Genomic DNA, 20403 nt, shown 5'->3' with positions numbered 1-20403 from the left:
GGCCCATGCATTGCAAACGCGCCCGCGGCACACCTCGTGCATGCACCCTCCTTCCCTTTCAGCAGATCCCGTTGCCCTCATGACGGATACCCCCGCGTCTTCCGAAACGTCCGCCAGCGGTTGGCGTCGCGCCCTGCCGGTCGTCATCAGCCTGGCGATCCTGGCGATGGCCCTGCATGCGCTGTCGTCGCAGTTCACCGACCACGGTTACCGCCAGATCCGGCATGCGTTCCGTGCGCTGGGCGCGGGGCAGATCGCACTGACGCTGCTGCTCGGCTTGAGCAGCTACGCGTGCCTGGTGGGCTTCGACTGGGTGGGACTCAAGCGCACCGGCAAGCAGTTGCACCCGGCACGGGTGGGCATCACCGCCTTCATGGCGCATGCGGTCGGGCAGACATTGGGCTTTGCCGCACTCACCGGCGGCGCCGTGCGACTGCGCGGCTACGGCAGCGTGGGCCTGACCCTGGCCGAGATCGGCCAGGTGGTGCTGATGAGCACCCTGGGCTTCATCTTCGGGGCCTGGGTGCTGCTGGGTCTGGCATTGCTGCTGGAACCGGAAGCGGCCGCGCGCGCGTTGCCGATTACTGCGCAGGCCATCCGCATCGCCGGCATCGTCCTGCTGGTCGGCTACGGCGCCATGCTGGTGCTGGTCGGCAAACAGGGCCGCGAGTTCGGCTTCCGTACCCACCGGTTCTGGTTACCGGACCGCACCACGGTGCTGGGCGTCACCGCACTGAGCGTGGTGGAGCTGGGCCTGGCCGCGGCCGCGTTCTACGTACTGCTGCCACCGGAGCCCGGTACCGGCTACTTCGGCTTCATCGGCATCTGGCTGGTGGCCGTGGTGGCCGGACTGATCTCCACCGTGCCGGCCGGCCTGGGCGTGTTCGAGTGGAGCCTGCTCAAACTGCTGCCGCACGTGCCCCCCGCCGCGGTCCTGGCGGCGGCGCTGGCCTACCGCGTCACGTATTACATCGTGCCACTGCTGATCTCGGTGGCCATGGCGGCCGCCTCCGGGCTGCGCGCGCCGGTACGCGTCGGCGCCAGCACTGCGCGTACTGTGTGGAAGGCCCTGCGGCCGTGGCTGCCGCAGATTCTGGCGCTGGCGGTGTTTGCGGTGGGTGCCGCGCTGGTGATCGACGGCACCCTGCCGACACCGCGCGCGCGCCAGGAAGTGGCGCCGCTGCCGCTGATCGAAACCTCGCATCTGCTGGTCAGCCTGGGCGGCATGATGCTGCTGCTGATCGGCCAGGGCCTGCAACGCCGCAGCCATGCGGCCTGGGTGCTGGCGCTGGGCGTGTGCTTGCTGCTGCCGCCGTTGGCGCTGCTGCGCGGCAGCCATATCTCGGTGTCGTTGTCGGCAGCGCTGGCAGCGGTTGCGCTGTGGGCGGCGCGGCGCGAGTTCTATCGCCAGGGCGCGCTGCTGGACGAGGCCTGGTCGTGGCGCTGGCTGAGCAACCTGGGCCTGGTGCTGGTGGCCACGTTCTGGCTGCTGTTCTTCGTCTACAGCCATGTCGAATACAGCAACGATCTGTGGTGGCAGTTCGCCACCTCGGCCAATGCGCCGCGTGCGTTGCGCGCCGCGCTGATCCTGTGCGTGGGCGTCATCGTGTTCGGCATGGCGCGCCTGCTGCGGGGTGGGCGCAGGCCGATGCCGGCGGCCGATGCACAGACGCTGCAGACGCTGGCACCGATCCTGGCCACCAGCACCGATACCCAGGCCTGCCTGGCGCTGACCGGCGACAAGGCGTTTCTGCTGGATGAGCAGCGCCGTGGCTTTGTGATGATGCAGCGCTATGGCGGCTCGCTGATTTCCATGGGCGACCCGGTCGGCCCGCCAGAGGTGGCGTGCGCGCTGATCTGGCGCTTCCGCGAAGAGGCCGACCACATGGGCCTGCGCCCGGTGTTCTACCAGGTCGGCGAACGGTACTGGCAGACCTATCTCGACATGGGGCTGACCCTGGTCAAGCTGGGCGAAGAGGCGATCGTGCCGCTGGAAGGTTTTACCCTGGAAGGCCGCGACCGCGCCGACCTGCGCCAGGCCTGGAATCGCGGCAAGCGCGGCGGCCTGAGCTTCCGCATGCTGCAGCCCGAACAGGTGGAGGAGGTATTGCCGCGTCTGGCCGAGGTGTCGGAACAGTGGCTGGAAGAAAAATCCGGCGAAGAGAAAGGCTTCTCGCTGGGCAGCTTCGATGCGGATTACCTGCGTCGCTTCCCGGTGGCGGTGGCCGAGGCCGAAGGACAGATCGTGGCATTCGCCAACGTGTGGTGGGCACCGGCCGGCGGCGAACTCTCGGTGGACCTGATGCGGCACAGCGCGCAGGCACCGAAGGGCACCATGGATTTCCTGTTCATCGAGTTGTTCCTGTGGGGCCAGGCCAACGGCTACACGCGGTTCTCGCTGGGCATGGCGCCGTTGTCGGGCCTGGCCGAGCATCGCCTGGCCGGGCGCTGGAACCGCTTCGCCAGCCTGGTCGCGCGGCACGGCGAGCGTTTTTATGGATTCAGCGGTCTGCGCCGCTTCAAGTCGAAGTTCGCCCCGACCTGGCGCCCACGCTACCTGGTCGCCCCCGGCGGCATGCATTTGCCGGCCGCCTTGCTGGATGTCACCCGGTTGATTTCGGCCGATCCCGGGCGGCAGGAATAAGGCCGCGCGACGCTGGCGCCAGGCATGCCGGTCTGACGGCACTGCTTAGCCGCTCACCAGCGCGGATGTCGAAATCCCAGGCGCATTCCAGTTCCTGAAATGCCGGTTTGCCAAGAAGCTGCCGCACATCATGGAAGCGCGGTGTGCCATTCGGGGCGGGACTGTATGGCGGCATGAATGCCGCCATCGAGCTTCCAGGGATGGAGTTACAGCCTGCCCCGAGACCGGAGGCGGCACCGAGCAACCGACCAAGACCAAGGTCGGCGCCATCAGATCAAACGATGTCCGGCCTTACGGCTTCGACAGCGCGTGCAACTGGTCCATGATCGTCTTGGCCAGGGTCGCGTAATCGCCCTTGAAGTGGTGATCGCCCGGCAGTGCGACCCGCCTGGCCACGTTTGCGGGCAGGCTTGGGCACAGCGCATCGTCGTCGTCCTGGCCGTAGATGCACACCGTCGTGCCGGCCGGCAGACGCTGAACTTCCGGTGCGATCGGCAGGCCCTCGTCATCCGAGCCCAGCCAGTTGCTGACGTGGAATTCGTAGTCGGCCAGCTTGCCGACCGACAACAGCGCCGTCATGCGCAGGTTCTGCTTGGTCGCCGCCGGCAGTTTGTTGATGGCGGCCGGCAGCACGTCGGCGCCTTGCGAAAACCCGATCAATACCACGCGCTGACGATCCCAGCGCTGCGCATAGATGCGGGCGATGCGATCCAGGTCGTCGGCAAAACCTTGCGGCGTGCGCTCGGTCCAGAAGTAACGCAGCGAATCCAGGCCAACCACCGGAATGCCTTGCGCGGCGAGTGCGTCGGCCACTTCTTCGTCCAGCCCGGCCCAACCGCCATCGCCAGAAACGAAGATCACGAACGTGTCGTCGTCGCTGTCGCCGTCCGGCTTGGCCGGCAGCTCCACCACCGGCAGATCCGCCAGACCGCCGGGCGGCGGCGGCAACGCCACGCCCTTCTGCTCGCCCAGCGAACGGACCGCGGCACGCAGGCCGGGCAGGATGTCGCCTTGCGCTGAGCGCCGGAAGGTGCGCGCCTGCGGCACCTGCTTGAGGAAGCCCTCCTCGGCAGCCGCCGGACAGCGTTTGTCCTGGCTGGCCGCAAGCACCCAGGGAATCTGCAATGGCACCGGCAACAGCGTGTTGGTCCCCGGGCGCACACCCGGCTGGCAGATCGCCTGGTTGGACACGGTGGCCGGGCAGAGCCCGTCGGTCAGCACGCCGGCCAATACATGCGGCTTGGCTTGGGCCGCGATCGCGTAGGCCAACGCGGCGCCCTCGCCATCGCCCACCAGCAGCGGCAGACGGTAGGTAGGGATGTGATAGAAGGCCTGCACGTAGCGCGAAAAATTTTCCACATCGCCGACCGAGAACGTGCAGGTGCCGCCGGCTTTGCGCAGCACGGCGTACAGGTGCGCGGTGTCCACCACCGCCACCATCGCACCGTCGGCGCGCAGGCTTTCTGCCTGGGCCTGGCGCGTGGCGGCATTGCCCGCACCGGCCAGCCAGATCACCACCCGTTGCGGCTCGCCCTTGGGCATCAGCACCGGCACCTGCTCGAAACGGCCGTGGCTGACCGGTTCCGGCGCCTGCGCGGCAGCCATGCCCGACAGCGTCAACATCGCCGCGCCGCAGAGCGCGCTCCACATTTCAAGTCGTCGCATGTCGCACCATCGGGAAAAGTGGTTCAAAGATAGTCGTTCCGGACTGCAGCGCGAAGCGCAGGACCGTGCTCATTGCGCGTCGGGGCGGCTGACCGCCGGCTGGCGCGCTTCCCACGCTGCCAGGGCCTGGCGGTAACGCGTCAGCTCCTCGGCATACAGATCGTGCACGCACAGCGGGCAGCCGCTCTCACAACATTCGTTGGGCGCAGGCGGCTGCGGGGCGATCGGGCGTGGGTCTGGGCTGGAAGCAGCGCTGTCGTGCATGCGGCCATTGTAGCGTGCGCATCGGACTCAGCCGGGCATGCAGCCCGGACCGGACGGTCACGCTCAGCGCCCCAGCCGCCGGCGCAGATTGGCGCGCGCGGCACTGTCGTGGTGGATATGGAAGTAATCGCTCAGGAAGATGCGCGGTTGCTTGAGCACACCCGCCAGGAACCGACGGCGATTGAGCCGGTACAGCACACTGGGGACGTGCCCGCGATACTCCTCGGCGATGGCCTGATCGTAGGCATCGAACACAGCTGCAGGCGCGGCCAGGATCGCCATGTCGCAGTCCAGGAACAGCGCGGCGTCTTCATCCACGTCCTGCGGCTGCAATTGCCCATGCCGGGCCGTGAGCAGGATCAGCGCGTGCACCCGCTCGACATCCACCTGCGCCTGCGGCCACCAGCGCGGGATGGATTCGGCCGCCATCAGTGCCGATTGCGCTTCATTGTCGCTGCGCCCGGGCTGATACACCGCATCGTGGAATAGCACCGCCAGCCAGACCTCTACCGGCTGCTGCCAGCCCGGCCCGGCTGCGACCTCGGCGTAGTGCTGCAACACCGCGCGGACGTGGCCGAAGTGGTGATAAGCGCGCGGCGGCGTGGCATAGGCCTGTTCGAGTGCGGCCAGGTGGTCGGCGTGCAATGGCAATGGCGTGGCGATGTCCATGTCCGCAGGCTACCGCGTACGCGCGGCCATGCACATCAGCGCAGCGACCAGCGGCCTTCGATCTGGTAACGCGACTGGCCGAGAAAGCTACGCACCAGCGCGAAGTCGCGCACGGTCCAGGCAAGCGCATCGCAGCGCCGCTGCGGCACTGCCTGATTGCAGTACAGCAGCGTCATGTGCGGCGTGTATTGCGCGTCGCCGGCAATGCCGACATGCGCCAGCTGCCTTCCCAATGCGCCCTGCAGCTCGTAAAGCCCGCGCACCTGCTCTTCGCCACGCAGCACGCAGGGAAGTTGCGAGCGCCTGCCACCGAAGGTGCCGACGCGATCGAACTCCACTGCGAACTCGTCCATCTGCACGCGCGTCGCGGCCTGGCTGGCGCGGCTCACCAACGAGGGCGGCAGACCACCGGCGTAATCGCCCAGATGATGCAGGGTCACATGCAGCCGTTCGCGCGCTAGCGGCTTGCCTTCGGCGTGCCCGCCTCGCAACAGGCCGTCGGCAATCCGCGCGGCATGTTCGGCAGTGGGCGCATCGGCCATCACCGCGAAAAACAGACGTTCGGTCGTTTTCTCTTCCCCAAGCCCGAGCGACAACTGCGCCTCGGCCGATGACAGGTACAGGAACTGTTGCTTCATGGGTGGATGCCACGACCGCGCAACGCGGGCCTGCCTGAAGAAGGGCGGCGGATACTAGCAGACCCGACGCATGCCGAATATGCCGGCAGGCATGACGCGGATGTGGAACCTTTTTATACTGCGTGGAACTGCGATTGCGGTGTCAGGTCTGCACTCGCGCCGCGCCGCGACACAAAAAGAAACGGGCAGCGTGCGCTACCCGTTTCCGCCTTTATCGTCCTACTCCCGAGCTGCATCGGATCGGTGACGATGCACGTCGGTTCAACGCGCAGCTTACGCGGCGCTCTTCATCGCATGCTTGCGGTTACGCATGACGTCATGGCAAGCGCGTACTTCCGGCAGCAGGCGCAACGCGGCGTCGCGTGCGGCAGCAGGGGTGTCCTGGTCGGCGATGGTCTCGTCGAAAGCCTTCAACAGGCGGTCTTCGGACTCTTCCAGCTCGGCCACATAGCCGTACTTTGTGTCGCCCAGGGTCGCGCGGACCTTGCCGTAGAACTGCTGCATGCTGCCCACCAGGGTGCCGTGCTGTTCCGGCGTGCCGCCAACGGCGGTGACCACACTGCTCAGGCTGCTGACGATGTCGGTCTTGACGCCGGCAATGCGACGGAACAGCGTCGCGAGCTCCGCATCGCCCACTTTGGCCGCGGCTTCTTCGTAGAAGTCCTTGCCGTCGCGCGAGATGGCGATGAGGTCGTTGAGGCTATGCTCGGTTTTGCTCTGAATGCTCATGTAGGGCTCCTGGTTGGGATGGACCGACGCTGCGCTGTGCGATCACTGCGCATGCTTCGGAAAGTGAGTCAATCGATGGATTGATTGCAGTACCGTCGCGTTGTGTACGGCCTCATCCTCGCGTCGCTCGCATAATCGATATGTGAGCGATGTGGGCATCATCCTCACGCCATCGTGCAGGCGATGAATTGCGATTCATCCATGCCAACAGCAGGTCAAGATCACTTCGGCTGGCGACTGGCCCACATGTTATCGACCAGGTTCGGATACGGCCGCCCCGCCTCTTCAGCACGCTGCTTGGCGGCTGCCTTTTGCGCATCGGTCAACGGCGTCGACTTCGCCTTGCCCTTGGGATTGGGGCGCTTCCACGGCGGTGGAGTGAACTCGTTCATGGCACTGTTCGGTCCGCTTGATTGAGTGCGAAGGCTCGCCGACGCCCTGTGAGATGGCTGTAGCGATGCCACGTGGTCTGCTGCGGATCGCTGCACAGCGGCGCAAGTGCTGCCACCCGATCGAAACGGCGCCGCGGACGCTCGACGCATCGCGGCACCGGCAACTCAGCAACTCCTCAATACCGTACGTTGCTGATGACGTTCCTGCCACACCGCCGCTGCATAGACCAGCAACCCGCCGAGCGCGGTGGCCGCGCCGACGTAACCGGTAGAGGTCCAACCCCAGCCTGCCGTGATCGCCATGCCACCCAGCCATGGACCCAATGCATTGGCCGTATTGAACGCTGCGTGGTTGGAGGCAGCAGCCAGGGTCTGCGCTTCTGCCGCCACGTCCATCAAGCGTGTCTGCAAGGCTGGCGCCAGCGCCCCCATGGTGCCGACCGCCACGATGGAGACGAACACCCACACGGCCGATTGCGCTGCCAGCGGAAACGTCAACATCACCACCACCGACCACACCAGCAACACCGGCACCGCGCGGAACTGCATGCGATCGAACAACCAACCGCCCAGGATGCTTCCCAGCACCCCGCCCACGCCGAATGCCACCATCGCCAACGGAATGCGCGCTGCGGTGACGCCGGTCACTGCCGTCAACGTCGGCGCAAGGTAACTGAAGACGCAGAACATGCCGGAAAAACCCACCGCCCCGATCGCCAATGCCAGCCACACCTGCGGCTGATTGAACGCGCGCAATTCGCGCAGCGGCTGCTGACGCGGCTCCTCCGGCTGCGGCGGCAACAGGACCGCCACAGCGGCGACCGTGCCCAGCGCAATCACCGACACCGATGCATAGGCCCAGCGCCAGCTCACGATTTGCCCCAGCCAGGTCGCCAGCGGGTTGCCCACCAGCAGCGCAACGCTCAAACCCAACAACACGCGCCCCACTGCAGTGGCACGTTGATTGGGTGGGCTGATCGATGCGGCCACCAGCGACGCAACGCCGAAGTAGGCGCCATGCGGCAGCCCGGCGATGAAGCGGCACAGCAGCATGGCGTGGTAGCCCGGCGCCAATGCGCTGGCCACGTTGCCCAGCGCATAGAACACCATCAACAGCAGCAACAAGGTGCGCCGCGGCCAGCGCGCGCCCAGGATCGCCAGCAAGGGCGCCCCCACCACCACACCCAATGCATACGCGCTGATGACATGACCGACCTGCGGCTCGGTGATCTGCAAGCCCTGCGCAATCTGCGTCATCAGGCCCATGGTGGAAAATTCGCTGATGCCGATCGCAAAGCCGCCCATCGCCAGCGCAAGCAGGATCAGCACGTAATCGCGCCGGGACACGCGTGGCGAAGAAAGATCGGTATCGGTCATGCCCGACTCCAGGAATGCGGGGGCGGTCTATTATTGTGCAACGCAGCAGAGCAGGAAAGCGCAACACCACGACCCAGTTGGGCGCCAGCGCCTAATCCATCGCAATTACGCCGCTTTCAACGCGACAGGGACGCTGTGTCCTATCTGTATCGCTCGAATCTGCTTGATTCCACCACCATCGCTACGAAGCACCGCGATCGGCGCGGCGTCGCGCCTGGCGCGTGATCAAATCGACTGGTTGCTGATGTCCAAATCCACTCAATCCCCCTTGTTCTCCCCGGTGCGCCTGGGCGCACTGGATCTTGCCAACCGCGTGATCATGGCCCCGCTGACGCGCAACCGCGCCGTCGCCGGCCAGGTGCCCTCGCCGCTTGCTGCCGAGTACTACGGCCAGCGCGCCACCGCCGGCCTGATCGTGGCCGAAGGCACCCAGATCAGTCCGCTGGGCCAGGGCTATCTCGATACGCCCGGCATCCATACCAGGCAACAAATCGAGGGCTGGCGCGCTGTCACTGACGAAGTGCATCGTCGCGGCGGCAAGATCGTGCTGCAGCTGTGGCACGTTGGCCGCGTCTCGCACACCAGTGTGCTGCCCCCGGGCGAAGTGCCGGTTGCGCCCAGCGCCATTCGCGCGGAGGGCAAGACCTTCACCCCAAACGGGTTCGAAGACGTGTCCGAGCCGCGCGCGCTGGCATTGGACGAAATCCCCGGCTTGATCGAGGACTACCGCATCGCGGCGCGCAACGCGATCGATGCCGGCTTCGACGGCGTGGAAGTGCATGCGGCCAACGGCTATCTGCTGGACCAGTTCCTGCGCGACAGCTCCAACAAGCGCACCGACGCCTACGGTGGCGATATCGAAAACCGCACCCGCCTGCTTGCCGAGGTGGTGCAGGCGATTGCCGATGAAATCGGCGCCGAGCGCACCGGCGTGCGCTTGTCGCCGGTGACCCCGGTGTACGGCGCGCACGACTCCGACCCGCAGCCGCTGTTCGAACGTGCGGTCGAGCGCCTCAACCTGATCGGCGGGCTGGCTTTCGTGCACGTGATCGAGGGTGCGACCGGCGGCCCGCGCGACAACATCGCCTTCGACTACGCCGCGCTGCGCGCCAAGTTCGACGGCGCCTGGATCGCCAACAACGGCTACGACCGCGGCATGTCCGAACACGCCATCAGCAGCGGCTACGCCGATGCGATCGCCTATGGCCGCCCGTTCATCGCCAACCCGGACCTGGTGCGTCGCCTGCGCGAGAACGCGCCACTGGCCGAGCTCGACCAGGCAACGATGTACGGCGGCGGTGCCAAGGGCTATATCGATTACCCCGCATTGCCCGAGTAATCGCCTGATCAGCCCCTGACCACGCGACCGCGCCTGCCGGCTGGCACGGCGCGGTCGCTGTGGGTGACGCCGATGCACTGCATGCCTGCTGGTGGCGGATATCCGGCCGCCTCTCTCGCATACCAGCCGCCGGCGCGATGCGGCCTATCGGCGATTGCTAGGCGAACCGCTGCTGGCATCCTGCGCATCGCACGCACGCACGTGCGTTGTTGGCATTGGGTTTTTCGCCAGTTGCCACGGCGCCCGACAGTCGCCACTTGGGCCTTCTGATCCGCAACGCCCCATCACGGCACGTGACCTCGCCGCGGCGCGTGCGCGCGCTACCGTCGCGATTGCCAGCACGCCAACGCTGGCCAACGATGCGACATTCTGATTGCCAAGGATGAGCGCGACGCTCCTGCTCGACGCGGTTCTGCTCGGCAGCCCGGTCGTTGGCTGTGGCCTGCCAGCTACATCGGCACCGGCTGCATGGTGACATCAGTGTATCCGCGCGATTAGCGCAACTGGCCAGCAATGCCCTATCCGCAGGTGCATTGCGCATTCGGGCAACATCGCGCATTGACTTCGCGCCAACGCACACTGCAGCGCCATTGGTCAACCGCGCTTACGCCTTGCGCAGGAAACAGGTCTTCAACACCAGGCCCTTGATCTTTTCCGAGTTGCCCTCGATGTGTTCGGCGTCGTCTTCGACCAGGCGAATATTGCGGATCACCGTGCCCTGCTTGAGCGGAATCGACGAGCCCTTGACCTTGAGATCCTTGATCACGGTCACCGTGTCGCCGGCCTGCAGCACGTTGCCGTTGCTGTCGCGCACCACCGTCGTGTCTGCCGCGGCATCGCCCGCGCTCCATTCGAAGCCGCAATCGGCGCAGATCCACATCGCGCCATCGGCATAGGTGTTCTCCAGTCCGCATTGCGGACACGCGGGGACGGTAGGCATGCAATTCCTCGATCGAAGCGGGCGTGGATTGTAGCCGCCCTGCCACGCGATCACGCACCCGGCACGGCGATAGCGCGATAGTGCGGCGCTTGTCGAATGTCCCGCAGGTCGCGCGTGTCCAATCAGCCAGTGCCCCCTTCCCCGCGCACAAACCCGTCCTCCCGTCACGTCGAACAGAGCGAGCCCTCGGCCAACGGCAATGGCTCAGGCAAGCCTAAAGGTTCGCACGTGGTGGTGTACGTGGCACTGGCGGGCAATCTGGCCATTGCCGTGGCCAAGTTCATCGCCGCCGGCATCTCCGGCAGCTCGGCCATGCTCAGCGAAGGCGTGCACTCGCTGGTGGACACCGTCAACGAAGTTCTGCTGTTGTATGGCTTGCGCCGCGCCGCGCAGCCGCCCACTCCAACCCATCCGTTCGGGTACGGGCGCGAGCTGTACTTCTGGAGTTTCATCGTCGCCCTGCTGGTGTTCGCGATGGGTGCAGGCGTGTCGCTGTACGAAGGCATCGTGCATCTGCGCAACCCGGAGCCGGCCAAGAGCCATCTGGTCGCTTACAGCGTGCTCGGCGTCTCGATCGTGTTCGAAGGCATTTCATGGGTGGTGGCGGTGCGCGAATTTCGCTCCAAGAAAGGCCGCATGGGCTATTTCCAGGCGTTTCGCCAGAGCAAGGACCCCACCACCTTCACCGTGTTGCTGGAAGACAGCGCTGCGTTGATCGGTTTGCTGATGGCGCTGCTCGGTCTGGCCGGTGCGCAACTGTTCGACATGCCCGAACTCGACGGCATCGCTTCGATCGGCATCGCCGGGGTACTGGCGTTTACTGCATTCCTGTTGGCGCGCGAAACCAAGGGCCTGCTGATCGGCGAGCCGGCGCATGCGCATGTCACCGACTCGCTGTTGCGCATCGCCGCCAGCGACCCGGACGTGCGTGCGGCCAATGGCGTGCTCACCATGCAAATGGGCCCCAACCAGGTAGTGGCAGCTTTGAGCGCCGAGTTCGAAGACAGCCGCACCACACCGCAGATCGAGGCCTGCGTCGGGCGGATCGAAGCCGCTGCCAAGCAGCAACATCCCGAACTCACCGCACTGTTCGTCAAGCCGCAGACCCCGGAAACCTGGCGTGCACGGCGGGCGCAGATCGAGAGCAGAACAGAGCCGGACTGAGGCCGACCGAAGCGTGCGGCATGCAGACGTCGTGGATGCATGCCTGCCGGTCACCACGGCGCTGCGTTGGTCCATCAAACGCAGCGCCAACGCCGCAATCGCCGATCGCGCTGCGGACGGTCGGCCCGACGTACATCACGCTTCAATCCGTTGTCGTGCCGACGCATCTGGCGCGAGCTTGGTCGTGGCGGTTGTGCCGCCAAGCTGATCCCCGCCTCAACCGCAAAACCGGCTGCGGTTGCATGATGCGGTGCGATTGCCTACGGTGTGCGTGCGGCACCTCTTCGCATCGTGAATCAGCCGATGCATTCCCTTCGATCATGCATCATGGAGGCTTCCAATGGAAATCAGCCAGGGTCGCGTTGCGACCATTCACTACACCCTTTCCGACGACAACGGCCAAGTGCTGGACCGCTCCACGCCCGACACGCCGCTGAGTTATCTGCATGGCGCCGGCAACATCGTGCCCGGCCTGGAGCAGGCACTGGAAGGCAAGCAGCTGGGCGATACGCTCACCGCCGACGTCGTGCCCGAACAGGGCTATGGTCCGCGTCATGAGCAGCTCATCCAGCAGGTGCCGCGCGATGCGTTTCCGACCGATGTCGACGTCGTACCCGGCGTGCAGTTCGAGGCGCGCACGCAGCAGGGTCCGGTCCTGGTCACCGTGACCGAGGTTGGCCCGGATCAGGTCACCGTGGACGGCAATCACCCGCTCGCTGGGCAAACACTGCACTTTGCGGTCGAAGTGGTGGCAGTGCGCGAGGCCACCACGCAGGAATTGAACGACGGTCACGTGGCCGAGCTGGCGGCCTGACCCGGCGCGCGCCGCCCCCCCCCCCCCGTGGCTGCGGCGGGGCCAGTGCGCAACACAACCCTTTCGCGTTTGGCCATGGCGTCACCGACGCTGCCGGTCTCGACGGCAGGTGCGGCAGGCGTAGTAAAGTGCGCGGCCCGCTCTCAGGCCTGTCTGCATGAAACTCGGCATCGACTTCGGTACCAGCAATTCCGCCGCCGCGGCGATCGTCGATGGGCAGGTGGTGCCGGTGCGCTTCGGCGAGGCCTTGCAGTTCCGCACCACGGTGTATTTTCCGGAGACCATGCGCGACCCGGACGATTTCAGCCTGACGCCAGCGCTGGAGTACGAGGTGGAGCGGCTCATCGACTCGGGCCGCCGCGATGCATTGGCTGCCGGCCGCACCCCCAACAACGACAGCCTGCGCCGCGACGCGATCCGTATCGTGCGGCGGCAGTGGATGGAAGAGCAGGTGCGTGAGCCACGCACCTCCGCCGCCCTGCTGCAAAACGCCGTCTACGGCGACGAGGCGCTGGATGCGTATTTTCTCGAGGGCGAAGGCAGCCTGGTGCAAAGTCCCAAGTCGATGCTGGGCTACAACCTGCATCCGCGCGCGCGCCAGACCATTACCGGCATCGCCACCCATGTGCTGGAACACATTCGGCTGACTGCCTCACGCCAGTTCGACATCAACATCCGTTACGCCACCCTGGGCCGGCCGGTGCAATTTCGCAGTTCCATCGGTGAGGCCGGCAATGCGCAGGCGCTGGAGATCCTGCAGACCGCTGCGATCGCCGCCGGTTTCGACAACGTGGATTTTCTCGAAGAACCTGCAGCGGCCGCGATGCATTACCACGTCAGCCACGACAGCCGCCACGACACCGTGGTGGTGGATATCGGCGGCGGCACCACCGACATCGCCCATGCCAGCGTCGGTGGCAGCGCTGCGCCGCAGGTACACCGTGCCTGGGGGATCGCGCGTGGCGGTACCGATATCGATCTGGCGCTGAGCTTGGCGGCCTACATGCCACTGTTCGGCCGCGGCATCACGCGCGTGCCTACCCACCACTACGTGGAGGCGGCGATGGTGCAAGACATGACGCGACAGCGCGAATTCCGCCTGCACAAGTACCAGGACGTGCCCGCCCCCTTCGACAAGCGCCTGCAGGCCCTGCAGGACACCGGCAACACCGCGCGTCTGTATCGCGGCGTGGAAGCCTGCAAGATCGCGCTCAGCGAGCTGGATCGGCACCAGGCCGCGCTCGACTTCATCGAGCGCGGCCTGGGCGTGGACGTTCAGGCCGACGCGTTGGTCGCGTCCGCTTCCAGTTATCTGGGCGAACTGGCAGGCCTGCTGGCACAGGTGCGCGCCGACATGGCGGCCGCACCGGCGACGGTGTTCCTCACCGGCGGCATGTCGCGGGCCGGCTATATCCGCGAGACCGTAGCCGCTGCGTTCCCCGAATCGCGCCTGGTGCATGGCGATCCGTCGTTCGGTGTGGTCCAGGGATTGGCCTGGGCGGCCGCGCAGGCAGCCCGCTCGTCGGACGATTAACACGCGCTGCCACTTCATTGCCTATAATGCGCGGTTGCTGCTCGACGCCTAGCCGTCTTGCCTGCAACGGCACGCACAGCGTGCCAACGCGATGGCGCACCGAACGCCGTCGCACTCTCGACACCGCTTCCGCGCGCGCCACCCTAGCCGCATGCGGTGTCACCGCACTTCCCCGCTACAGGAGGCCACATGGCACGTCCCGCGACCAAGCAGAAATCCCAGCCCAGCATCGCTCGCAGCGAAGGTAAGTCGCAGCCGCTCAGTCGTGAGCGCATCGCTGCCGACATCGCTGCGTTTCGCAAGACCGGCGGCCGGATCGAAGTGCTCACCACCAACTTCGGCCCGGCGCGCAACGACGGCGACAAGGTTGCCTAACGCAGCCAACAACGCGGCAGGTTGCAATGCATGGCGCCGCGAAGTCGAACTGTTGTACCAACGTGCCACCGCAAGGTGGCATGTTTGTTTCTGGCGTCCGTCGATGTCATTCATCCGCATCGCGCAGGAATGCGACTTCAATGCGACGTCATGTCGCATCTGGCGATGACCTGCGCAATGACTTCGCACGGGTTGCCGATGCGCGGCGACCGAACGCTACGGGCGCGTCGGCAATTTGCGCCGCATCCGCGCGAACATGCCGGGTTTGCACCCACCGACTCCATCTGCATGCGCGTGCAGGCATGCATTCATGGAGTGCCTGCCATCTGCCGCACTTCTGCATTCGCAGATGAGCATGCATTCACTCTGCGCACCTACAGCGCAGAGTTGGCCCGCTACAATGGGTGCCCCTTTGATCCTGCACGATGTGATGTCCGCCTCCGATGCGTTGCCCGCCATGATCCGCAGCCTGTTGCCCCACTGGAATCCGGAATGGCTGGCGATTGCGGTACCGACGGTCAAGATCGTGCTGATTCTGGCAGTTGCCGCGTTGGTCCGCCTGCTGCTCCGGCAACTGCTGCGGCGGCTGTGCACACGCTACAGCGTGCCCGCCGAAATGATGATCGGTATCCGCCGCGTCGGCAGCTTCATCATTTCTATCAGTGCCTTGCTGATGGTGCTGCGGGTCATCGGCGTCTCGGGCGGCACGTTATGGACCGCATTCACCGGGTTCGCAGCCGTCGGCGCAGTAGCCTTCTTCGCTGCATGGAGCGTACTGTCCAATATCTTCTGCACGTTCCTGATCATCACCACGCGGCCGTTTCGCCTGCACGATCACATCGAGGTACTCGAAGGCGGCGACAAGCCCGGCTTGAAGGGACGTGTGATCGATATCAACGTGATCTACACAACGCTGGAAGAAACCGGCGAGCGTGCCGGCAGCGTATTGCAAGTCCCCAATAGCCTGTTTTTCCAGCGCACCACGCGTCGCTGGCGCGAGGCCGGCAGCTTCAACGCCAACTAGGCGCAAGGCGAAGACGCTCTGCTGCAGCCAGTTCGCCAGTGGCAGAACCCAAACACGTCGACGGCGGCAAGCGGCAAGCCCCAACGACTACAGCAAGCTCCACTGCGTTGCCCGCTTGCGATAGCGGCGCCGTATGCCGGGATCGCGGTCGCAATTGCATCGTGGAGATGCCCCCTCAACCACTCAACGCAGCTGACTGTCCTTGCTGCCGCGACGGTTGTAGCCGCTTTGCGCAGCCTGCTCCAAGTCATGCGCTTCTTGGCAGTTCACGCACAAGTGCACGCCGGGCACTGCCTTGCGGCGCGCCTCGGGAATCGGTGCCTCGCACTCTTCGCAATGCGTCAGGCTCGGCCCGTGATGCAACTGACTCCGTGCGCGCTTGATCGCATCGTCGACAGTGGCATCGATCTGGTCCTGTACCGCTCCATCACCCGCCCATCCGGTCGCCATGATCGCTCCACCTCGCTGGTCTGGACACACATATGGTCATTCGCGCAGGCAAATCCAAGCCGCATGTGCACAGTACGCTCAAGCTGGTTGAACTAGCATCGAGCCAACGCCACTGCCGCCACGCGCGGCAAGTGACCAGGCACTCCGTCATCCGCACTTACGAAGGAACAGCAATGGAACAGCCCGTCCACCCGTTTTCCGAACTCTTCGCCCAACTCGGCCTGCCGTCCGACGAGGCCAGCATTCGCAGCTTCATTGCCGAGCACTCCCCGCTGCCGGGCGAGATGCGCCTGGAAGAAGCACCGTTCTGGACGCCTGCCCAATCCCAGCTGTTGCGTGAAGAACGCCTCGACGATGCCGACTGGATCGTGACCATCGATCAGCTCAATATCGCCCTGCATACCACTGCCGAGGATACCGGTGTTTGAGCCAGGCGCGCGCTTGGCGTACGCCACGCTTGAGATCGCCTGCAGCTGACATGCGCGCCAGCGCCTCGGCAGAAGAAAGGAGCGGCCATTGGCCGCTCCTTCGCATCACAGGTAACACAGCCGGACAGCGATGCGCCTACCCGGCTGTGCAGCATGCGTCAGGTCACTTTCTTGGCAATCGTCATGCCCAGCACGAACAGCACGATGGCAATGATGATGCCCGCCCAGAACAGGAACTTGGCGATACCCATCGCCGCGCCGGCCATGCCGCCGAAACCCAGCGCACCGGCGATCAAGCCGATAATTGCGAAAATGATGGCCCACTTGATCATGATGTTGTCTCCTCGTCGGCACCGTGCCGTTGTTCGATCGTGTGCTTGCGGCGCAGCGCCACAAAACATGCATCGCACGCTAACGATTCGAATGTGCCGCACTCGTGAATACGCCTGACACACGCTGCAATACGGGCATTGCATTCACGGAGCAAGCGCCGTGCCCACGCGATCGCGCGCGCTCCTGGAGAAATGATTAAAGATGCGCGCGGGAACGCCCGTACGGACGAAGCGCCGCATCCGCATTGCATCGTGCAAGCCGCACTGAGCGCAACCGATGCACGCGCTTGCCCCATCGACTCTCGGTGCGCATGCGCAACTGGTCGGTAGTCACGCGTCCGCACGCGTGGATGGTCAGTGGCTGACACATCGGCGATCATGCGCGCTTGCCCGCGACCGATCGCCATGGACACTCTTCGCTACCTCACCGGCTATCCGCCCGCCGTCCTGGATCAGGTACGCGCGCTGATCGCACAGGACAAGCTCGCCACCGTGCTGGCGCGGCGTTACCCGGACCGACACGCGATCCGCACCGACCGCCATCTCTATGAGTACGTCAAGGCGATGAAGGAGCGCTACATGCGCTCATCGCCCACCTTGCACAAAGCGATGTACGACAATCACCTGCAGGTGGTGAAGCACGCCCTGGGCACGCATACGGCGATCTCGCGCGTGCACGGCGGCCGTTTGAAGGCCAGCCGCGAGATCCGCATCGCATCGGTGTTTCGCGACGCGCCGGAACCGTTCTTGCAGATGATCGTGGCGCACGAACTGGCGCACCTGAAGGAGGCCGATCACAACAAGGCCTTCTACCAGCTCTGCAACCACATGACCCCGGACTATCACCAGCTGGAATTCGACCTGCGTCTGTACCTGACGCAATTAGCCCTGTCCACCGATCGCTGATCGTGCAGGACGCGTGCAAAACGAAGCGCGGCTGACCGAACCACTGCGCTCACCGCCAGGCGAGCATGCACGCGGCCGGTGCTCGGAATGAACAGGTCACCCTCGTACACTGCAGTCCCGAGCGCGCCGCCTACCTCCGCCTGACGACCGCTCGCTACGTGGTGTCGGCCACTCTAGGATGCGCGCATGCAACCCTCCTCTCTTGCAGACCTCACCCGCGCGGCGCAACGCCAGCAACCCGGCGCGATCAACGCGCTGGCCCAGGCGCTGGTGCGTGCCGGCCAGCCGGAAGACGCGTTTGCCTGGTATTCGCGCAGTGCGGCCGCCGGCGATGCGCTGGCGCAGGTCGAAGCCGGGCGCATGCGTGCCTATGGGGTCGGTTGCGAGATGGACGTCGGCCAAGCGCGTGCGCACTGGGAGCTGGCCGAGCGGCAGGGCGCTGCGGCAGCACGCTATCTGCTGGCGACCCTGGCTGTGGGAGAGCAGCCGCTGGCCCTGGCCGGCACTGCACAGGATCGACTGCAGTCGGCAGCCGCTGCCGACTACCCGCCAGCGCTACGCGCCATCGCCATCCAGCACGGGCGTGTGGCGCATCCGGAGCGGCAACGGCACTGCGTCGCCTTGCTGGAACGTGCGGCGGCAGGCGGCGATGCCGTGTCGGCCGCACTGTTGGCCGAGCGCCTGCTGCGTGGCGAAGGCGTGCCGCCCCAGCCCGATGCCGCTGCACAGCTCTTGCAGCAGTTGCAGCCCCTGGGCATGACCGCGCTACCGGCGGTGGACATCGCGCCGCCAGACCCCGCAGACGACACCGCCGATCACCGCATCGCATTCGCACCGCGTGTGGGCCCGGTGCGACGCCACACGGCCCCACGCATCGAAGAATATGCCGCGGTCCTGTCGGCCGACGAATGTCGCTTGCTCATGCTGCTGGCGCGACCGCATCTGCGTGCCTCGAAGGTGATCGATCCCAACGATGCCAGCACCCAGCGCGCACCGATCCGTACCAGCCGCGGTGCGACATTGGACCCGATCATCGAAGACTTCGCCGCGCGTGCCGCGCAGGCACGACTGTCAGCCTGCGCACAGCTACCGCTCGCCCACGCAGAACCGCTCTCGGTGCTGTGCTACGCGCCGGGCGAGCAGTACCGCGCGCACCGCGACTATCTGCCGCCCGGAACGATCGCCGCCGACCGTCCCACCGCCGGCAACCGCCAGCGCACCGTCTGCGTCTATCTCAACGACGTCGGCGCGGGTGGCGACACCGAGTTTCCGATCGCTGGCGTTCGCGTGCGTCCATGCCCCGGCACGCTGGTCTGCTTCGACAACCTGCATGCCGATGGCCGCCCGGACGCCGATTCGCTGCACGCCGGTCTGCCGGTCACGGCAGGCAGCAAATGGTTGGGGACGCTATGGTTCCGCCAGCAGCGCTATCGGCATTGGTGAACAGATTCATGCACAAGCCACTGCCGACGTGGTTTAAAATGTTGCAGCGCGACGTGATCGGACAGGATCTGCAAACGTCGCGTTTTTTGTTTCCCACGGCACGGGTGCATGCCCGGCTTCAGGGAAGGCACATCACGCAGCCCCGCGGAGCCTTCGATGCTTTTCGAAACCCTCGATACCACCGGCCACGAGCAGGTGATTTTCTGTCACAACCGCGATGCCGGACTCAAGGCGATCATCGCCCTGCACAGCACGCGCCTTGGGCCAGCGTTGGGTGGCGTGCGGATGCGCCCCTATGCCAGTAGCGAGGCGGCACTCAACGACGCGCTGCGGCTGAGCCGCACCATGACCTACAAGAACGCCCTGGCCGGCCTGAATGTCGGCGGCGGCAAGGCGGTCATCATCGGCGACCCTCGGACCGACAAGACCGAAGCGCTGTTCCGCGCCTTCGGCCGATTCGTCGACACCCTCGGCGGGCGCTATATCACCTCCGAGGACGTCGGCACCGACGTCAACGACATGGAGCAGATCTACCTGGAAAGCGAGTACGTCACCGGCGTGCACCAGGTGCACCGCGGCTCCGGCGACCCTGCCCCGTTTACGGCCTATGGTGCGCTGCAGGCGCTGATGGCCTCGCTCAACCGCAAGCTCGGCCACGAAGAAGTCGGCAAGGCCAGTATCGCGATCCAGGGGCTGGGCCATATCGGCATGGAGTTGGTGAAGCTGCTCAAGGAGCGCGGCGCAAAACTCTATGTGGCCGACCTGAATCAGGCGTTGGTCGACCGCGCCGTGGCCGAATACGGCGCAGAAGCGGTGCGCCCGGATGAAATCCATCAGGTATCGGCCGACGTATTTGCTCCCTGCGCGCTGGAAGGCGCCATCAACGAAGACACGCTGCCGCAACTCAAGGCCAAGATCATCTGCGGCACCGCGAACAATCAGCTTGCCAGCGCCGCCATCGGCGAAGAGCTGCATCGGCGCGGCATTTTGTATGCGCCCGATTACGTGGTGAATGCCGGCGGGGTGATGAATGTGTCGCTGGAGATCGACGGCTACAACCGCGAACGCGCGATGCGGCTGATCCGCAGCATCTATCACAACCTGGAAAAGGTTTTCGATCTGTCCACGCAGCTGGACGTTTCGCCGCAGCAGGCGGCCGATCAGATTGCCGAAGCGCGCATCGAAGCCATCAGCAAGCTCAAACTGCCGCTGGGCCGCACCGCACCGCGCTTCCTGCACAAGCTGCGCGGCGAGTGAAACCCTGTCCAGGCACGCG

At 65.5% G+C, this 20403-nt stretch carries 21 protein-coding genes and 1 other RNA gene; 12 read left to right on the top strand and 10 right to left on the bottom strand.

All coding sequences use genetic code 11. The annotated features are described in order from the left end of the window. The first annotated feature begins 79 nt into the window (after positions 1 to 79). The gene (gene mprF / locus EO156_RS01605; RefSeq protein WP_029828438.1) at positions 80 to 2644 is read left to right on the top strand and encodes a bifunctional lysylphosphatidylglycerol flippase/synthetase MprF; all 2565 of its coding nucleotides are present in this window, start codon (positions 80 to 82) and stop codon (positions 2642 to 2644) included. Between the two features lie 291 nt (positions 2645 to 2935). On the opposite strand, the gene EO156_RS01600 is transcribed toward mprF, so the two are convergent. The 7 genes from EO156_RS01600 to EO156_RS01570 all read right to left on the bottom strand — a co-directional run bounded on the left by EO156_RS01600 (position 2936) and on the right by EO156_RS01570 (position 8378). After that, complete coding sequence (locus tag EO156_RS01600; protein ID WP_005911646.1) at positions 2936 to 4309, bottom strand: AcvB/VirJ family lysyl-phosphatidylglycerol hydrolase; 1374 nt, start codon at positions 4307 to 4309, stop codon at positions 2936 to 2938. Between the two features lie 69 nt (positions 4310 to 4378). Continuing rightward, entirely contained in the window at positions 4379 to 4573 is a 195-nt protein-coding gene (locus EO156_RS01595; protein ID WP_003485464.1) for an oxidoreductase-like domain-containing protein, read from the bottom strand. A gap of 63 nt (positions 4574 to 4636) precedes the next feature. Then, entirely contained in the window at positions 4637 to 5242 is a 606-nt protein-coding gene (locus tag EO156_RS01590) for a hypothetical protein (protein ID WP_011050871.1), read from the bottom strand. 35 nt (positions 5243 to 5277) lie between these two features. After that, positions 5278 to 5880 (bottom strand): RNA 2',3'-cyclic phosphodiesterase, encoded by a 603-nt coding sequence (gene thpR, locus EO156_RS01585; RefSeq protein WP_016849749.1) that lies wholly within the window; start codon positions 5878 to 5880, stop codon positions 5278 to 5280. Between the two features lie 273 nt (positions 5881 to 6153). Beyond that, positions 6154 to 6609, bottom strand: coding sequence for a PA2169 family four-helix-bundle protein (locus EO156_RS01580; protein ID WP_003485469.1), 456 nt, complete (start codon positions 6607 to 6609; stop codon positions 6154 to 6156). Between the two features lie 221 nt (positions 6610 to 6830). Continuing rightward, positions 6831 to 7001, bottom strand: coding sequence for a hypothetical protein (locus EO156_RS01575; RefSeq protein WP_005911641.1), 171 nt, complete (start codon positions 6999 to 7001; stop codon positions 6831 to 6833). Positions 7002 to 7166: 165 nt separating this feature from the next. Then, positions 7167 to 8378, bottom strand: a complete 1212-nt coding sequence (locus EO156_RS01570) for an MFS transporter (RefSeq protein ID WP_003489501.1) — start codon at positions 8376 to 8378, stop codon at positions 7167 to 7169. Between the two features lie 244 nt (positions 8379 to 8622). Between EO156_RS01570 and EO156_RS01565 the strand changes: the two genes are divergently transcribed. Beyond that, positions 8623 to 9717, top strand: a complete 1095-nt coding sequence (locus tag EO156_RS01565; protein WP_026006961.1) for an alkene reductase — start codon at positions 8623 to 8625, stop codon at positions 9715 to 9717. A gap of 604 nt (positions 9718 to 10321) precedes the next feature. On the opposite strand, the gene EO156_RS01555 is transcribed toward EO156_RS01565, so the two are convergent. After that, complete coding sequence (locus EO156_RS01555) at positions 10322 to 10657, bottom strand: zinc ribbon domain-containing protein YjdM (RefSeq protein WP_005911637.1); 336 nt, start codon at positions 10655 to 10657, stop codon at positions 10322 to 10324. Between the two features lie 114 nt (positions 10658 to 10771). On the opposite strand from EO156_RS01555, the gene EO156_RS01550 reads away from it, so the two are divergent. From EO156_RS01550 to EO156_RS01530, 5 genes are all read left to right on the top strand, one after another. Continuing rightward, a complete protein-coding gene (locus EO156_RS01550; protein ID WP_026006962.1) occupies positions 10772 to 11821 on the top strand; it encodes a cation diffusion facilitator family transporter in 1050 nt (349 codons plus the stop codon). Positions 11822 to 12161: 340 nt separating this feature from the next. Then, the gene (locus tag EO156_RS01545; RefSeq protein ID WP_011050866.1) at positions 12162 to 12635 is read left to right on the top strand and encodes a peptidylprolyl isomerase; all 474 of its coding nucleotides are present in this window, start codon (positions 12162 to 12164) and stop codon (positions 12633 to 12635) included. Positions 12636 to 12792: 157 nt separating this feature from the next. Then, the gene (locus EO156_RS01540; protein ID WP_016849780.1) at positions 12793 to 14169 is read left to right on the top strand and encodes an Hsp70 family protein; all 1377 of its coding nucleotides are present in this window, start codon (positions 12793 to 12795) and stop codon (positions 14167 to 14169) included. Between the two features lie 189 nt (positions 14170 to 14358). After that, entirely contained in the window at positions 14359 to 14544 is a 186-nt protein-coding gene (locus EO156_RS01535) for a hypothetical protein (protein ID WP_003489485.1), read from the top strand. Positions 14545 to 14974: 430 nt separating this feature from the next. Continuing rightward, entirely contained in the window at positions 14975 to 15568 is a 594-nt protein-coding gene (locus tag EO156_RS01530) for a mechanosensitive ion channel family protein (protein ID WP_026006972.1), read from the top strand. A 183-nt stretch (positions 15569 to 15751) separates the two neighbouring features. On the opposite strand, the gene EO156_RS01525 is transcribed toward EO156_RS01530, so the two are convergent. Beyond that, the gene (locus EO156_RS01525; RefSeq protein WP_005911632.1) at positions 15752 to 16018 is read right to left on the bottom strand and encodes a DksA/TraR family C4-type zinc finger protein; all 267 of its coding nucleotides are present in this window, start codon (positions 16016 to 16018) and stop codon (positions 15752 to 15754) included. A 173-nt stretch (positions 16019 to 16191) separates the two neighbouring features. Between EO156_RS01525 and EO156_RS01520 the strand changes: the two genes are divergently transcribed. Next, positions 16192 to 16446, top strand: coding sequence for a DUF2789 domain-containing protein (locus EO156_RS01520; RefSeq protein ID WP_016849782.1), 255 nt, complete (start codon positions 16192 to 16194; stop codon positions 16444 to 16446). Between the two features lie 158 nt (positions 16447 to 16604). Here EO156_RS01520 and EO156_RS01515 read toward each other — a convergent pair whose 3' ends face one another. Further along, complete coding sequence (locus tag EO156_RS01515) at positions 16605 to 16778, bottom strand: DUF1328 domain-containing protein (RefSeq protein ID WP_003489471.1); 174 nt, start codon at positions 16776 to 16778, stop codon at positions 16605 to 16607. Positions 16779 to 17156: 378 nt separating this feature from the next. On the opposite strand from EO156_RS01515, the gene EO156_RS01510 reads away from it, so the two are divergent. The 4 genes from EO156_RS01510 (at position 17157) to EO156_RS01495 (ending at position 20384) form a co-directional block, all read left to right on the top strand. Beyond that, entirely contained in the window at positions 17157 to 17684 is a 528-nt protein-coding gene (locus EO156_RS01510; RefSeq protein WP_026006973.1) for a M48 family metallopeptidase, read from the top strand. A 93-nt stretch (positions 17685 to 17777) separates the two neighbouring features. Beyond that, positions 17778 to 17854, top strand: a non-coding RNA gene (locus tag EO156_RS01505) — sX9 sRNA. Positions 17855 to 17870: 16 nt separating this feature from the next. Further along, positions 17871 to 19127: a 2OG-Fe(II) oxygenase gene (locus tag EO156_RS01500; protein ID WP_016849783.1), complete on the top strand. Its 1257-nt coding sequence runs from the start codon at positions 17871 to 17873 to the stop codon at positions 19125 to 19127. A gap of 156 nt (positions 19128 to 19283) precedes the next feature. Next, entirely contained in the window at positions 19284 to 20384 is a 1101-nt protein-coding gene (locus EO156_RS01495; protein WP_005924809.1) for a Glu/Leu/Phe/Val dehydrogenase dimerization domain-containing protein, read from the top strand. The last annotated feature ends 19 nt before the right edge of the window (positions 20385 to 20403 follow it).

The sequence above is a fragment of the Xanthomonas sp. DAR33341 genome (assembly GCF_003992815.1).
In the GTDB taxonomy this organism is placed as follows: Bacteria; Pseudomonadota; Gammaproteobacteria; order Xanthomonadales; family Xanthomonadaceae; genus Xanthomonas; species Xanthomonas cissicola.
The sequence above is the reverse complement of the archived record's forward strand: the minus strand, read 5'-3'. Positions and strand labels throughout refer to the sequence as shown.

What these genes read in the sequence shown, in the direction of transcription:
- EO156_RS01500 (WP_016849783.1), top strand. Translation starts at nt 17,871, where the DNA reads ATGCAACCCTCCTCTCTTGCAGACCTCACCCGCGCGGCGCAACGCCAG.
- EO156_RS01525 (WP_005911632.1), bottom strand. Translation starts at nt 16,018, where the DNA reads ATGGCGACCGGATGGGCGGGTGATGGAGCGGTACAGGACCAGATCGAT.
- EO156_RS01600 (WP_005911646.1), bottom strand. Translation starts at nt 4,309, where the DNA reads ATGCGACGACTTGAAATGTGGAGCGCGCTCTGCGGCGCGGCGATGTTG.
- EO156_RS01510 (WP_026006973.1), top strand. Translation starts at nt 17,157, where the DNA reads ATGCGCGCTTGCCCGCGACCGATCGCCATGGACACTCTTCGCTACCTC.
- EO156_RS01580 (WP_003485469.1), bottom strand. Translation starts at nt 6,609, where the DNA reads ATGAGCATTCAGAGCAAAACCGAGCATAGCCTCAACGACCTCATCGCC.
- EO156_RS01545 (WP_011050866.1), top strand. Translation starts at nt 12,162, where the DNA reads ATGGAAATCAGCCAGGGTCGCGTTGCGACCATTCACTACACCCTTTCC.
- thpR (WP_016849749.1), bottom strand. Translation starts at nt 5,880, where the DNA reads ATGAAGCAACAGTTCCTGTACCTGTCATCGGCCGAGGCGCAGTTGTCG.
- EO156_RS01530 (WP_026006972.1), top strand. Translation starts at nt 14,975, where the DNA reads ATGTCCGCCTCCGATGCGTTGCCCGCCATGATCCGCAGCCTGTTGCCC.
- EO156_RS01570 (WP_003489501.1), bottom strand. Translation starts at nt 8,378, where the DNA reads ATGACCGATACCGATCTTTCTTCGCCACGCGTGTCCCGGCGCGATTAC.
- EO156_RS01590 (WP_011050871.1), bottom strand. Translation starts at nt 5,242, where the DNA reads ATGGACATCGCCACGCCATTGCCATTGCACGCCGACCACCTGGCCGCA.
- EO156_RS01515 (WP_003489471.1), bottom strand. Translation starts at nt 16,778, where the DNA reads ATGATCAAGTGGGCCATCATTTTCGCAATTATCGGCTTGATCGCCGGT.
- EO156_RS01535 (WP_003489485.1), top strand. Translation starts at nt 14,359, where the DNA reads ATGGCACGTCCCGCGACCAAGCAGAAATCCCAGCCCAGCATCGCTCGC.
- EO156_RS01575 (WP_005911641.1), bottom strand. Translation starts at nt 7,001, where the DNA reads ATGAACGAGTTCACTCCACCGCCGTGGAAGCGCCCCAATCCCAAGGGC.
- mprF (WP_029828438.1), top strand. Translation starts at nt 80, where the DNA reads ATGACGGATACCCCCGCGTCTTCCGAAACGTCCGCCAGCGGTTGGCGT.
- EO156_RS01565 (WP_026006961.1), top strand. Translation starts at nt 8,623, where the DNA reads ATGTCCAAATCCACTCAATCCCCCTTGTTCTCCCCGGTGCGCCTGGGC.
- EO156_RS01540 (WP_016849780.1), top strand. Translation starts at nt 12,793, where the DNA reads ATGAAACTCGGCATCGACTTCGGTACCAGCAATTCCGCCGCCGCGGCG.
- EO156_RS01520 (WP_016849782.1), top strand. Translation starts at nt 16,192, where the DNA reads ATGGAACAGCCCGTCCACCCGTTTTCCGAACTCTTCGCCCAACTCGGC.
- EO156_RS01495 (WP_005924809.1), top strand. Translation starts at nt 19,284, where the DNA reads ATGCTTTTCGAAACCCTCGATACCACCGGCCACGAGCAGGTGATTTTC.
- EO156_RS01595 (WP_003485464.1), bottom strand. Translation starts at nt 4,573, where the DNA reads ATGCACGACAGCGCTGCTTCCAGCCCAGACCCACGCCCGATCGCCCCG.
- EO156_RS01555 (WP_005911637.1), bottom strand. Translation starts at nt 10,657, where the DNA reads ATGCCTACCGTCCCCGCGTGTCCGCAATGCGGACTGGAGAACACCTAT.